15 protein-coding genes and 1 pseudogene are annotated in these 12,662 nt (G+C 61.9%); 14 read left to right on the forward strand and 2 right to left on the reverse strand.

Translation table 11 applies throughout. The features are described from left to right. Positions 1 to 55: 55 nt before the first annotated feature. Positions 56 to 2,356, reverse strand: coding sequence for an FdhF/YdeP family oxidoreductase (locus tag NKH71_RS18375; RefSeq protein WP_352895229.1), 2,301 nt, complete (start codon positions 2,354 to 2,356; stop codon positions 56 to 58). Between the two features lie 132 nt (positions 2,357 to 2,488). On the opposite strand from NKH71_RS18375, the gene NKH71_RS18380 reads away from it, so the two are divergent. The 5 genes and pseudogenes from NKH71_RS18380 (at position 2,489) to NKH71_RS18400 (ending at position 4,018) form a co-directional block, all read left to right on the forward strand. Then, a complete protein-coding gene (locus tag NKH71_RS18380) occupies positions 2,489 to 2,707 on the forward strand; it encodes a hypothetical protein (RefSeq protein ID WP_352895230.1) in 219 nt (72 codons plus the stop codon). 27 nt (positions 2,708 to 2,734) lie between these two features. Next, entirely contained in the window at positions 2,735 to 3,172 is a 438-nt protein-coding gene (locus NKH71_RS18385) for a GFA family protein (RefSeq protein ID WP_023716638.1), read from the forward strand. A 148-nt stretch (positions 3,173 to 3,320) separates the two neighbouring features. After that, the gene (locus tag NKH71_RS18390) at positions 3,321 to 3,479 is read left to right on the forward strand and encodes a hypothetical protein (protein ID WP_023716639.1); all 159 of its coding nucleotides are present in this window, start codon (positions 3,321 to 3,323) and stop codon (positions 3,477 to 3,479) included. A 138-nt stretch (positions 3,480 to 3,617) separates the two neighbouring features. Then, the gene (locus NKH71_RS18395) at positions 3,618 to 3,797 is read left to right on the forward strand and encodes a hypothetical protein (protein WP_031193315.1); all 180 of its coding nucleotides are present in this window, start codon (positions 3,618 to 3,620) and stop codon (positions 3,795 to 3,797) included. Between the two features lie 3 nt (positions 3,798 to 3,800). Then, positions 3,801 to 4,018, forward strand: a pseudogene (locus NKH71_RS18400) (hypothetical protein). 43 nt (positions 4,019 to 4,061) lie between these two features. Here NKH71_RS18400 and NKH71_RS18405 read toward each other — a convergent pair. Further along, complete coding sequence (locus NKH71_RS18405; protein ID WP_352895231.1) at positions 4,062 to 4,448, reverse strand: hypothetical protein; 387 nt, start codon at positions 4,446 to 4,448, stop codon at positions 4,062 to 4,064. Positions 4,449 to 4,775: 327 nt separating this feature from the next. Here NKH71_RS18405 and NKH71_RS18410 point away from each other — a divergent pair, with 327 nt between their 5' ends. The 9 genes from NKH71_RS18410 to NKH71_RS18450 all read left to right on the forward strand — a co-directional run bounded on the left by NKH71_RS18410 (position 4,776) and on the right by NKH71_RS18450 (position 12,615). Next, entirely contained in the window at positions 4,776 to 5,492 is a 717-nt protein-coding gene (locus NKH71_RS18410; protein ID WP_352895232.1) for a GntR family transcriptional regulator, read from the forward strand. Further along, positions 5,492 to 6,586, forward strand: a complete 1,095-nt coding sequence (locus NKH71_RS18415; RefSeq protein ID WP_352895268.1) for an LLM class flavin-dependent oxidoreductase — start codon at positions 5,492 to 5,494, stop codon at positions 6,584 to 6,586. The genes NKH71_RS18410 and NKH71_RS18415 overlap by 1 nt, the downstream gene beginning before the upstream one ends. Beyond that, positions 6,586 to 7,131, forward strand: coding sequence for a flavin reductase family protein (locus NKH71_RS18420; protein WP_352482790.1), 546 nt, complete (start codon positions 6,586 to 6,588; stop codon positions 7,129 to 7,131). Before NKH71_RS18415 ends, NKH71_RS18420 begins: the two co-directional genes overlap by 1 nt. A gap of 91 nt (positions 7,132 to 7,222) precedes the next feature. Next, positions 7,223 to 8,200, forward strand: a complete 978-nt coding sequence (gene dctP / locus NKH71_RS18425; protein ID WP_352895233.1) for a TRAP transporter substrate-binding protein DctP — start codon at positions 7,223 to 7,225, stop codon at positions 8,198 to 8,200. Between the two features lie 209 nt (positions 8,201 to 8,409). After that, the gene (locus NKH71_RS18430) at positions 8,410 to 8,790 is read left to right on the forward strand and encodes a TRAP transporter small permease (protein ID WP_352895234.1); all 381 of its coding nucleotides are present in this window, start codon (positions 8,410 to 8,412) and stop codon (positions 8,788 to 8,790) included. A gap of 3 nt (positions 8,791 to 8,793) precedes the next feature. After that, positions 8,794 to 10,104 (forward strand): TRAP transporter large permease, encoded by a 1,311-nt coding sequence (locus NKH71_RS18435; RefSeq protein WP_352482787.1) that lies wholly within the window; start codon positions 8,794 to 8,796, stop codon positions 10,102 to 10,104. Positions 10,105 to 10,130: 26 nt separating this feature from the next. Continuing rightward, positions 10,131 to 10,844, forward strand: coding sequence for a hypothetical protein (locus NKH71_RS18440; protein WP_352895235.1), 714 nt, complete (start codon positions 10,131 to 10,133; stop codon positions 10,842 to 10,844). 43 nt (positions 10,845 to 10,887) lie between these two features. Continuing rightward, positions 10,888 to 11,646: an HpcH/HpaI aldolase family protein gene (locus NKH71_RS18445; protein WP_352895236.1), complete on the forward strand. Its 759-nt coding sequence runs from the start codon at positions 10,888 to 10,890 to the stop codon at positions 11,644 to 11,646. Between the two features lie 12 nt (positions 11,647 to 11,658). Continuing rightward, the gene (locus tag NKH71_RS18450) at positions 11,659 to 12,615 is read left to right on the forward strand and encodes a C-terminal binding protein (RefSeq protein ID WP_352547444.1); all 957 of its coding nucleotides are present in this window, start codon (positions 11,659 to 11,661) and stop codon (positions 12,613 to 12,615) included. Positions 12,616 to 12,662 lie beyond the last annotated feature (47 nt).

Genomic DNA, 12,662 nt, shown 5'->3' on the forward strand with positions numbered 1-12,662 from the left:
TGATTTGAACCAAGCCACATCCGCATAGTGCGTGCCTGCCGCGAACAACGAACGCCTAGGCAACAATCCGCACCGGTACCGATTTGGCGGCCGGGACATGAGCCTTCTCGGCTCTGTGCCAGAGAGGAATCAGCGGGTTGAGCTCGGGATAATAACCGGCGCAATTTCCCTCCGGCACTGAGAAAGGCGTGATGCGCAGCCCGCGCACGCGGCGCTCCACGCCATCCTGCGCATTGGCTTCGAGATCGACCTCCTGTCCCGCGCTCAAGCCGAGGCGCTGGATATCCTTCTCGTTCATCAACAGCACCATGCGTGTGCCGCTGATGCCGCGCAGCCGGTCGTTGTAGCCGTAGACGGTCGTGTTGAACTGATCGTTGGAGCGGACCGTGATCAGTGTCAGCACATCGCGGCCGACGACATCGATGTCAGGATCGGTTTCAAGGCCAGTTGGCAGCTTGAAATTGGCCTTCTTGTTCGGCGTCTCCCACACCCGCTTGCTCGCCTTGATGTCGCGATGGAAGCCGCCGGGCGTCAGGAAGCGCTTGTTGAAGTCGCGGAAATGCTGGGGGTAGCAGCGCTCGATCTCGTCGCGGACGCGGGAATAGTCGCCAACCCACTCATCCCATGGGATCGAACTCCTGCCCGGCACCGTCGCCTTGGCAAGTTCGGCGACGATCCTGGGCTCTGAAAGCAGATGCGGCGAAGCCGGAGGTCGCGACCCGAACGAGCCGTGGATACAGGCGGTGGAATCCTCTATCGACACCCTTTGGTCGCCGCTCGCCTGATGATCTCTTTCCAGCCGTGACAGGCAAGGCAGCAGATAGGTTGTCCGGCCGGCGATCAGATGGCTGCGGTTGAGCTTGGTCGCGATCTCGACATGCAGGTCGAGCCCACGCCAGGCTTTCTCGACCAGGCCGGTTTCCGGCACGGCCCGCACGAAATTGCCGCCGAGCCCGACGAAGCCCTTGACCGATCCGTCGATGACGCCCTCGCAGGTCTCGACCGTATCGAGACCTTTCTCACGCGGCGGTTCAAAGGCGTAGAATTCGGCGAACTTGTCGAGCGGGACGAGCTCGGGTTTTTCCGATATGCCGACGGTGCGCTGTCCCTGGACATTGGAATGGCCGCGCAGCGGCGAAATACCGGCGCCGGGTTTTCCGATATTGCCGCGCATCATCAAAAGGTTGCACAGCATCTGGACGTTCTCGGTGCCGTGCCGATGCTGGGTCAGGCCCATGCCGTAATTGCCGATCACCGCGTTGGCATGGCTGTAGACCTCGGCGACATGCTCCAGATCGGCCTGCGCAATGCCCGATCGTGCGACGATATCGCTCCACTGGGTGTTGCGCAGGAAGGCTTCGAACTCGGCGAAGCCATGCGTGTGCTCGGCGATGAAAGCCGTATCGAGGGCACGCGTCCTGCCGCTTTCGCGGGCGGCATCGTCGAGCGCCAGCAACGCTTTGGCGATGCCCGTTATCGCGGCGATGTCGCCGCCCGAACGGACCTGGAAGAAGTCGCTGGACATTTTGGTGCCCGGTCCGGGCGACAGCATGTCGATGGGGTTTTGCGGATTCTTGAAGCGCTTCAGTCCCCGCTCGGGCAAAGGATTGAAAGTGAAGACGGGCACGTTGCGTTGACGTGCCTCTTGCAGCGGATGCAACAGGCGCGGCGCCGTCACCCCGGTATTGTGCCCGAAGAAGAGCATCATGTCGCATTTCGCAAAGTCTTCGAGCTGCACGGTCCCGACCGGCGAACCGATCGATTCCGGCAAGCCGACCGAGGTCGATTCATGACACATGTTGGAAGAATCGGGCAGGTTCGAAGACCCGTAGATCCGCGCAAAAAGCTGATACATGAACGAGGCCTCGAGCGAGGCGCGGCCGGACGTGTAAAATACCACCGATTTGGGATCGAGCCGTCGCAATTCGGCAGCTATGTCGCGGAATGCATCGTCCCAGGAAACCGGTTCGTAACGGTCGACGGCGGCATTGTAGCGCATGGGCTCCGTAAGCCTGCCCTGTTTCTCCAGATCGTGGTCCGGCCAATCGAGCAATTCCGCCACCGAATGCTCGGCGAAGAAAGCGGGTTCGCAGCGCAGCTTGGTCTGGTCCCACATCGTCGCCTTGGCGCCGTTTTCACAGAATTCGAAAGGCCTCGGCTGGGCTGGCTTTGCCCATGAGCAAGACACGCACATATAGCCGTCGGCCTTGTTCTGCTTGAGCAGCGTGCTCCATATCCCGGACAACAGCAGGCCTTCGCCTCGCGCCTTGCGGACCAGGGATTTGAGCGATCCCCAGCCGCCTGTCGGGTGGTCGTATTTCTTGGTTTCGATGCGATCGGTTACGGCGGGTCTCATGCGAGCCACTCTCTGTAGAAGAGCACTCATACGAACCCGCCATGGGGCTGAATGTTCCGGCCGGCTCCGCGCCGTGCCACCGGAACCATTTCCGCCATGGTTTGTTCGGCTCGAAGAAAGGAGCCGTGCGAAATGGAGCGACGCAACGCGTTAATTGCGATGGTGATTTCGGCCATCATCATCGTCGGCTTTCTCATAGGCTTTTTGTACGGCGATATGGGCTGGCAAACCTCGCCGCTCAAAAGAGCCGCTGAACAGAACCAGGGCGGCAATGCTCCGGCCGAGACCTCGCCTGCCGCCGGCATCAAGAAGAACCCGAAGGAAAATACCGAAATGCCAGGCCAGCAGTGAAGGCGAGTCCAGCCATGAAGTTAGCCAATGCCACGAACTGAAACGGGTTCCTGTTTTTGCGGCGCCATAACGGCGCAAATGCGCGGCGAGCCGTTCTGGGTTTGCTCCGATCACGATGACGACTGTCGCAAGGCGATAGGAAGCCCGCTAACGGTGTGGGTCGGCTATCGGCCCTCTGAATTCACCTTGCTCACCGGCGCACCGAAGACCTTTTCGAAAACCCCCGGCGTGCTCCGGTCCTTCTGCGCGGATTGCGGAACATCGATCGGCTATGTCGACCAGGGCCTGCCTGACGAACTCTATCTGGCGATCGGCTTTCTCGATCACCCCGAACGGTTTCCGCCACAGGCCCACGCATACTGGGACATGAGGTTGCCCTGGGTCGACTTTCCAGACGAGCTGCCGCGGGTGGGGACGTATTCGAGGCGGCGAGATCCGGTCTTCGGAAATCCGGCGGAACGCTAGGTTTCGATCCCCTCGCTGGTTGGAAAACGTGCCAGTCTGGCTTCGTACGAAAACGACAATTGGCGCGCGGCTGAAAACGCGCGATCATGTGCCAATGGGCCGCCGTTTGGATGACAAGCTCGATTGCAAGGCGTGCGGGACGATCCTGATGGAGATTCCCGACAATCCGAAGGATTCGACGCCGATCTATTGCAGCAATTGCGGCGCCTATCTCGGCGAATGGGGAGATCTGCAGGAGGATTTCTTCAGGCAGGCGTTCGGTGCCCAGGCCTTCGATCTGAACAACGGAAACATCATCAAGAAATAATCCTGGATTGTGCGGACCTGCCGCCGGCCCCAAGCCACGGCCTGTGGACCCGGCTCGTTGCGGCAATCACCGTTCGTATCGGACCCTCGGGAACCTTTCTCCCGAGCCGCTTGTTTGGGTGGCGGAAGGAGAAACGCCATGAGCACAAAACCTCCCCCTGTGCCGCCGAAGAATCTGAGCCCAAAGGGCGCCGGTGACAAAAAATCGGTAGCAGCCGACCAGGCACCGCAATCCACCGTCCCCGATCCCGACAAACAGGGTCAGCAAGGCAATACGAAGGTCAACACCACCCATCAAGGCAACGTCCAGGATCGCTAGGTCATGTCCACGTCGAAGAAAACTCCTGCCAGCATCCGCCAGGGGGTCCCGGCGCCGCGCACGAAAACGCCAAGAAGCCGCTGAGCGTCGAAAAGCCGCCGGCCGATTCAGACCTGCGCAGCCACAGCAAGGTCTCCGGCGGCGGCGGCGAACGCGACAGCCACCATACCCATGACCCCGAAAAGAAAGGCGACACTCGGCCGGCGCATCAGGACAAGTGAAGTCGGGCGGCGACGCGACTACCGATGGGGCTCGAGCGAAATGTCAGCGGGGACGGCGCGCCAAGGCAATCGGCACGACGTTGTCGACATTGACCACCGGCAAATCGAACAGCATCGGAAGCCCCCGCGTCGCGGCCATTTCCACGATCAGCTCCTCGATGGAGTGATCGGTCAGAAGGGTTTCGACGCCCAGCCGGATCATCGCCGCCAGCTTGTGCACCGGCACCGGCACGGACTTCGCCCGGTCGTCGAGCAACTTGCTGATTTCGATCACGACGTCGGCGTCGATATTCCTGGGCAAGTCTCGCATAAGCGCCTCCCCGCCAAACGAAACGAAAAGCCCGCCGCACCTTTCGATACGGCGGGCGATCCAGTGATGCGCACCGGCGAGGGGATCGGGGGTGGGCGTGCCGGCGCGCGCAGATCGCAAGTAATTTTAGTTAAATCCGCCAACTTCGATGTGTCACGGAAAAACGTCTGTACGTTTTTTACCGAACCGCGCGGATCGTTAGCTGTCCCCGCCGTCGCGCGGCGCGGCAGCACAGACGGCGCGATCCTCTGCCCTCCGGACAGCGAGCTCAAACAGTATACATTATAGACTTGAAATATCTTGCCAGGTGATCCAGCCTGTGCTCCACTTGAGCCGGGAACAGGGCTGGCAGGTCGATTTCTGCCGACACATGGCTGCATTTCAACGGCACGACTGCGAGATCACAGCCTCAAACGATATACGAAATCTTCGCATGGGAAGGCGTAGATGACGGAAACGATAGAGCTCAAACGGGTTGGCGATGGCAATCTGCGTGCCCAGGTCTATCAACAAGTCCGGCTGACGATACAGCATGGCGAATTGGCGCCTGGCCAGAAGCTGGTGGATGTCGATATTGCCGCCCGGCTCGGCATTTCCAGAATGCCTGTCCGCGACGCCTTGATGCAGTTGGTGCATGAGGGCTATCTCGTCGGCACCACACGCGGCTTCACGCTGCCCACGCTTACCGCAACGGATGTCGCCGACATCTTCGAGGTCCGCCGGTTGCTCGAGCCGCGGGCCGCCGCGCACGCCGCACGGACACTTGACGCCGCTGGCCTCAAGACCCTGGCAGCCGCGCTCCGGGAGGCAGAGGCTGCGGCCGCAGATGGCGATGCCGACCGCTTTTTCCAGGCCAATTCGGCATTCAGGAATTGTTGGCTTGGCGCGGTCGCGAACGAGCGTCTTTCACAAACGATTGCCCGCTTCGCCGACCATGTACTCGTCGTCCGTTTAAGGACGCTGTCGCACCAGCCGACGCAGGCCGTTATCGTGGCCGGCATGCGCGCCATCTACGAGGCATTCGTCAAGCGCGACGCCGTCGCCGCTTACGACCGCATGACCCACTTCATTCAGAACGCCGAGGAGCGTTTCATGAAGCTGAGCCCACCGTTTCAAAACTCCGACGGCGAGGGCAAGAGCATGTCACGGCGGGGGAAATCATGATCAGGAAACAGCACCCGCTGAAAGGGCCGAACAGGTTCAAGCTCGGCGTCTTTTCCATGAACGCCGATGGCGGCCTGGCAATGACCACCGTCCCCGAGCGCTGGCGTGCCCGCTGGGAAGACAACCTCAATTCCGCCTGCATCGCCGATCGCGCCGGCCTCGAGTTTCTGCTGCCGATCGCCCGCTGGCGCGGATTCGGCGGTTTGACGCATGTGCGGGAATGGTCGTTCGAGACTTTCACCTGGGCGGCGGGTCTTGCTGTCGCCACCGAAAACATCGGCCTGTTCATGACGGTGCATGTGCCGCTTGTTCATCCGCTGCAGGCTGCAAAAGCGCTGGCGACGGTCGACCACATCTCCAACGGGCGTGCCGGCTTGAACATTGTGTGCGGCTGGAACCCGGACGAGTTAGCCATGTTCGGGCAGACGGTCGGCGAGCGGACCTACGATCAGGCCGAGGAATGGATCAACATCATCGTGCGTGCCTATCAATCGAGGGAGCCGTTCGACTTCAGCGGCGAGTTCTACGATCTGAAGGGGGTCGTCAGCCGCCCGCCAAGCCTGCAGGCGCCGCGACCGGTGACCATGAACGCCGCCTTCGGCGCGCCGGGGCGCAACTATGCGGCGCGCCACTGCGACTATCTGTTTTCGACTTTTTCCGAAATCGCCGACGGCCGTGCGCATGTGGTCGACATCACCAACCGAGCTGCCGAAGTCGGACGCGAAGTCGGCGTCTATACGGTTTGTCACGTCGTCTGCCGGGAAACCCAGCAGGAAGCCGAGGATTATTACCGGCACTACGCGCTGGAATGCGCGGACGAGGGTGCCGTCGACGAGCATATGCGCAAGAAGAAGGAATTCGCGAACTCGCACGATGCGAAGGCCTTCACCGAATATCGGCAAAGGTTTGCCGGCGGTGCCGGAACCTTCCCGCTCATCGGCACGCCGGAAAAGATCGTCGACGACCTCACCGCGATCATGGACCAGGGTTATTCCGGCGCCGCCCTCACATTCGTCAACTACACCTACGAACTGCCCTTCTTCTGCGACCGCGTGCTGCCGCTGATGCGCCAGGCCGGGCTTCGAGTAAATTGATGCCGGCGGCCGCCATTCCGACGCCGTGGGTGGATGGGCACGACGCCGTTAATCCGCGCGCATTCAAGCAGGCGATGCGGGCCGTGGCGGGCTCGGTCGCCATCCTCGCCTCGGAACATGACGAGATCGGTTTTTGCGGCATCACGGCTACGGCACTCTGCTCGTTCAGTGCCGAGCCGCCGTCGCTGCTGGCCTGCGTCAACCGCGGTAGCACCTTTGCCTCGGCCATTCGCGAAGGTTTGCCTTTTTCGGTCAATCTTCCCGCCGGCGACCAGGAGAACGTTGTGCGTGCCTTTGGCGGCTTGACCAAAGCCAAGGGCGCCGCGCGGTTCTCGTCCGGATCATGGGTGCGTGGCGAAACCGGCGCGCCCTTGCTTGTCGGCGCGCGGGCAATGTTCGAATGCCGGGTGGCCGAAACCATCGTGCGGGCGTCGCACATAATCGTCATCGGCGTCGTCTCAGGCGTCGCGCTGGATCGCGCTCACCGATCGCCGGTCTTCTACGCGCATGGACGGTTCCTGACAGTAGGAGATGATTCCAGTTAACCGCCGTTCGCGTGGCGGCGCAGCGATTGCAATTTCAGATCGGCCCGATCATGGGCCGGATCATGGGCGAACTATCAAAGGGAGTACGGCAATGCGCATTTGGAAATCCCTTGTTCTGGCTGCACTCATGTCGGGTGTGGCGGGTATCGCCACGGCCGACGAGGTCGTCCTCAACGCGGTGCATTTTACGCCGACGCAGAACGGCTACGCCCAGAGCTTCCTGAAGTTCGTTCAGAAGGTGAACGAAAAGGGCAAGGGCGTGGTCCAGATCAACGTGCGTGGCGGGCCGGAGGTCATTCCGCCGATCCAGCAGGGCGGGGCGCTCAGGAGCGGCCTGATCGACGTGATCGACACGCCGGCAGGGCAGTTCCTCGAGCTCGTGCCCGAAGGCGAGGTGTTCTCCGCATCGACAAAGACGCCGTGGGAGGTTCGCGAGAATGGCGGCTGGGACTTCATCAGCGGAATTTTCGAGAAGAAGGCCAATGCCCATCTGCTGGCGCATGTCGACGCGGGCTCGGGCTTCAACGTCTTCACCATCGACGAACCCAAGCTCAACAGCGAAGGCAGCATCGACTGGAGCAGCCTGAAGATCCGCTCGTCGCCGCTCTATCGCGATTTCCTTGAATCCCTGGGCGCAACGGTGATCGTGCAAGCGCCAGGGGACGTCTACACCTCGCTCGAGCGCGGCGTCGTCAATGCCAACGCCTATACCGTGTTTGGCTATGCGTCGTTCGGCTGGGACAAGTTCACCAAATACCGTGTCGACCCGCAATTCTTCAAAACCGACGTGCTGATCTCGATCAACAAGGCCAAATGGGACACGCTGTCGCCCGAGGCGCAGAAGCTGCTTGCCGACACGGCCGTCGAATACGAGCGCGCGAGCTATGACGCCAATCTTGCCGAGTCGGAAAAGCAGGCACAGGCGATGATCGACGGCGGGCAGAAGGTGATCAGCTTGACCGGTGCCGGCCGCGACAAATTCCTGGCGGCTGCCACGCAGGCGAGCTGGGCGAGAATGGCCAAACGCGATCCCACCAACATCGATCAGTTGAAGAAATTCTTCCAGTAGCCGAGCGGAGGCTGCCTTGTAAGCCCTCCATCAAAGCTGGGCAAAAGCGGGGCAACGGTGGACATGAGGGTCGTCGGACATGGACAGATTGTTTGCAGCGATTGCGAAGCTGAGCCTTGCGTTGGCGGCGACGGCAAAAGTGGTGCTTGGCCTCATCATCGTCGCGGTGGTTGCTGATGTATGCGTCCGCAATCTGGGCCTGAGGCCGCTTGCCTGGGCAGTCGGCGACGGAATACGGCCTGCTTTACGCGGCTTTCCTGCCGATGCCCTGGCTGGTCCACAGCAAGGGCCATGTCTTCGTCGAGTTCCTGCGCAAGGCGCTGCCGATGCGGGCTCGGGCGGTGCTTGAAAAACTGGTCTATCTCGCCTGCATCGGCGTCAGCCTCTACCTTGGCAGCGTCGCCTTGTTTTCCCTGACAAGCGCCGTGGCGGGCGGCGAATATGAAACGCGCAGTTTCGACATGCCGAAATGGCTGGTCTTTCTGCCCATCATGCTCGCCTTCTACCTCTCTGCGCTGGAATGGCTCAGATATCTCCTCGGCCGTGACACGCTGTACACGCTCGATCCGCTGGAAATGGAAGGGCTCTGACCGGTGGCCTGGCTGTTTCCATTCGCCGTGCTTGTTGGCACCATCCTCGTGTTGATGGGGCTTGGGCTGCCGGTCGCCTTCGCTTTCTTCGTCACCAATGTGATCGGGCTGTACCTGTTCTTCGGCGGTTCGATCGGCGTGACGCAGATGGTCGCCAACTTCTCCGACGCCGTCTCGACCTATGCGCTCGCTCCGCTGCCGATGTTTCTTGTCATGGGCAGCCTGTTCTTCCGCTCCGGCCTCGGCGAGAAGGTCATCTACGCGCTCGACCTGTGCATCGGCAATCTGCGCGGACGCCTCGCTTATGTCGTTCTCGCCGCCGGCACCATCTTTTCCGCGCTGTCGGGCTCGAGCCTCGCCAATACCGGCATGATGGGTTCGCTGATGGTGCCGGAGATGCTGAAGCGGGGCTACAAGCCGCATATGGCCTACGGCCCGGTGCTTGGCGCCGGAAGCCTTGCCGTCATCATCCCGCCATCCTCGCTGGCCGTCTTGCTCGGCTCGCTGGCCCAGATCGACGTAGGCGCGCTGCTCATAGCGGGGGCTTTGCCCGGGCTGCTCCTCGTTGTCATGTACGCGGCGCTGATCTTCGCACAGACGAAGATCGATCCGGACGCCGCTCCGCACTATCCGGTGCCCGCCGTTCCTGCGGCCGAGAAGGTGAGGGCAGTTGCCGTCAACATCATTCCGATGAGCGTCATCGTGTTCATGGTGGTTGGCACGATCATCCTTGGAATAGCGACGCCGACGGAATCGGCGGGGCTCGGCTGTGCCGCCGTGTTCGCCTTGTTGTTTGTCTACCGGCGGTTCAGCTGGTCGGTTGTCTGGAAGTCGCTGGACGATGCGATGAAGGTCACCGGCATGACCTTCCTGATCATCTCGGCTTCGACGACGTTTTCGCAGATATTCGCCTTCTCCGGCGCCTCCAACGGCTTTATCCAGTTCATCGTCGGCTATGATCTTGGACCGTATCCCATGCTGCTCATGATGGTGCTCGTCATCCTGCTGCTCGGCATGTTCATGGATCAGGTCTCGATGATGCTGATCACGCTGCCGATCTTCCTGCCGATCGCCCACCAATTCGGCTACGAGCCGGTATGGTTCGGGCTGATCCTGCTGCTCGCCTACGAGGTCGGCTTCACCACGCCGCCGTTTGGTCTGCTGCTGTTCATCATGATCGGTGTTGCGCCGAAAGGCACATCGCTCAAGACGGTTGCCATGTCAGCGGCACCCTACATCGCGCTGACGCTTTTGCTGATCCTGCTGATTGTCCTCTTTCCGCAGATCGCTCTCTTTCTTCCGAATTTGATCTAGTCGAACTCGATCCAGCAGGTGTCCAAATGCGCTTTGCCTATCTTGCTTTCTTCCATGATGACCGCGAGGCAAATTTGGCCATCGCCGGTGAAGACGTTGATGCCGTGCGGCGGGTGATTGCATCGACGCCGGGCCTTGCGCTTGCAAACATCTATCTGCCCGAAGTGGCGACGGACATGTTCAACAACGATGGCCCACCGCCGGTCTTTGGCTTCCAGCTTTATTTCGACGAATTGGCGGACATGGAGGCGGCGCTGGCGCCGTCCGGCCATCTGCAGGCGCTTGCAGCACCGCGTATGCTGTCGAGCGTCGCTGGTTCGAGGCCGACGCAACAGGCTATGTGCGTGCGTCCGTTTCCCGTCGACGACGCTGGCGTCAAGACGTCGGGGCTCCCCTGCAGCTATCTTGTCCACTATCCCGGGCCGGCCGAGGACATGAATGTCTGGCTCTACCACTATGTGACGCATCATCCGCAATTGATGCGCGGCTTTCGCGGCATTCGCCACATCGAGGTTCTGTCGCGACTGGATTGGTGCGGCTCGCTGCCCTGGCCGCGCATCGACCATATGCAGCGCAACCGGGTCATGTTCGACAGTCCCGCGGCATTGACGCACGCGCTGCAATCGCCGGCGCGGCTGGAGATGCGCGCCGACTACAAGACTTTCCCGCCGTTTTCAGGCGGCAGCCGGCATTTCCCGATGTCGACGGAAGCCGTGCATCCTTTGCCGCGGGCCACATAGCGCAAACAGGTTTTGCCGACGCCGAAAAATCTCTGGAGATTTCATGTACGACTTTCGCAAGAAATGTGTCTCTCTCGATCGCCTCATCGGCACCTTCTGCGCCATCCCGCACCCGGTGGCGGTCGAAGTGGCGGCCGCCAGCGGGGTCGATTTCCTGTGCATCGACTGGGAGCATTCGCAGATCGGCCGCGAACGGCTCGAGGATCTGGTTCGCGCCGCCGATGCCCACAAGGTTCCCGCGATGGTGCGCGTTCCCGGCCACACGCCGGAATGGATGGCGGCCGCGCTCGACGCCGGCGCGTCGGGCGTCCTGGTACCCCGCGTCTCGACGGCCGAGCAAGCCCGCATGGTGGTCATGGCCTGCCGTTACCCGCCGGTCGGCGCACGTGGTGTCGGTCCAGGCCGCGCCGCCGGTTATGGCTACAGGATTCCGGACTACCTCAAATCGGCCAACGAGGTCCTGACGGTCGCCATCCAGGTCGAGACGGCCGAGGGCCTCGCCAACATCGACGACATCGTCCAGGTCGACGGCGTCGACGTGGTCTTCATTGGCCCCGGCGACCTGTCGGTCTCGATCGACGCCATGGGGCCGGCCGGCCAGGACAAGCTCAATGCCGCGATTACCAGGATTGCGGCCGTAGCGCGCGCGGCCGGCAAGGCCGTCGGCATCTTTCGCCCTTCGGCGGATGATGTCGGCAAATGGTCGCGGCACGGCATCAGCTTCTACATGCTGGCCAGCGACACGATGTTTCTCGGCGCCGGCCTTGCCGCCGGCGTCGCCTCGGCGCGCAGCGCCTCATAGCAAGAGTTTGCCATGAAGATCATCAAGACCGACGGTGTGCTGTCAGTCGAGGAGGAGCAGCTGCGCTACCTCGACGGCTTGAGCGCCGAGTTTGTCGAAAAGACGCTGCTCACAGAAGATGCCCTGATCGAACACTGCCGCGACGCCGACGCATTGATGGTATTGCGGGAGCCGATCACGGCTCGCGTTTTGGCGGAACTGAAGAACCTCAAGGTCATCGGGCGGTTCGGCGTAGGGCTCGACTCGATCGACGTCGAGGCCGCTAGCCGTGCCGGTGTTCAGGTAACCTACGTGCCGGACGCCAATCTGGTGGAAGTCAGCACCCACGCCATGGCCCTGATCCTGGCCTTGGCGCGCAGGCTGAAGCAGTTCGACAGCGCGGTGCGCGCCGGCCGCTGGGCGGCGATGACCGACGGTGCCGGCATCACGCGGCCGGACAGGCAGATTCTCGGGCTGATCGGCTTCGGCCAGATCGGGCGCCTGACTGCCGAGCGGGCGCGGGTCTTCGGCTATCATATCATCGCCTACGACCCGCATATGCCGGCAGAGCGCATCACGGCCGGCGGTGCCGAACCGGTCGGCTTCGACGAGCTGCTGGCCCGGGCCGACATCGTCTCGCTGCACGTTCCAGCGACACCGGAGACCAGAAACATCATGTCGGCGGATGCCCTGTCGCGGATGAAGGAAGGAGCGATATTCATCAACGTGTCCCGCGGCGGCCTCGTCGACGAGGTCGCGTTGGCGGATCTGATCCGGCGTCGCCATCTGGCGGGCGCCGGCATCGACACGTTCGAGCAGGAGCCGCCTTCGCCCGACAATCCGCTGCTGGCGCTGGACACCGTCCTGGTCAGTCCACACGCGGCGCACTACTCGACGCAGTCTTACGCGGAGGTTCGCAACAAGGTGTTTGCCGATGTCGCAGCGGTCCTGCGCGGCGGCAAGGCGGTATATCCGGTCAACCGGGTGTGACCAATTCCCGATGTCGGCATCATCCGCTGCCTGCCGACAGTTCCACC

Source organism: Mesorhizobium sp. M0983 (assembly GCF_040318975.1).
Lineage (GTDB): Bacteria > Pseudomonadota > Alphaproteobacteria > Rhizobiales > Rhizobiaceae > Mesorhizobium.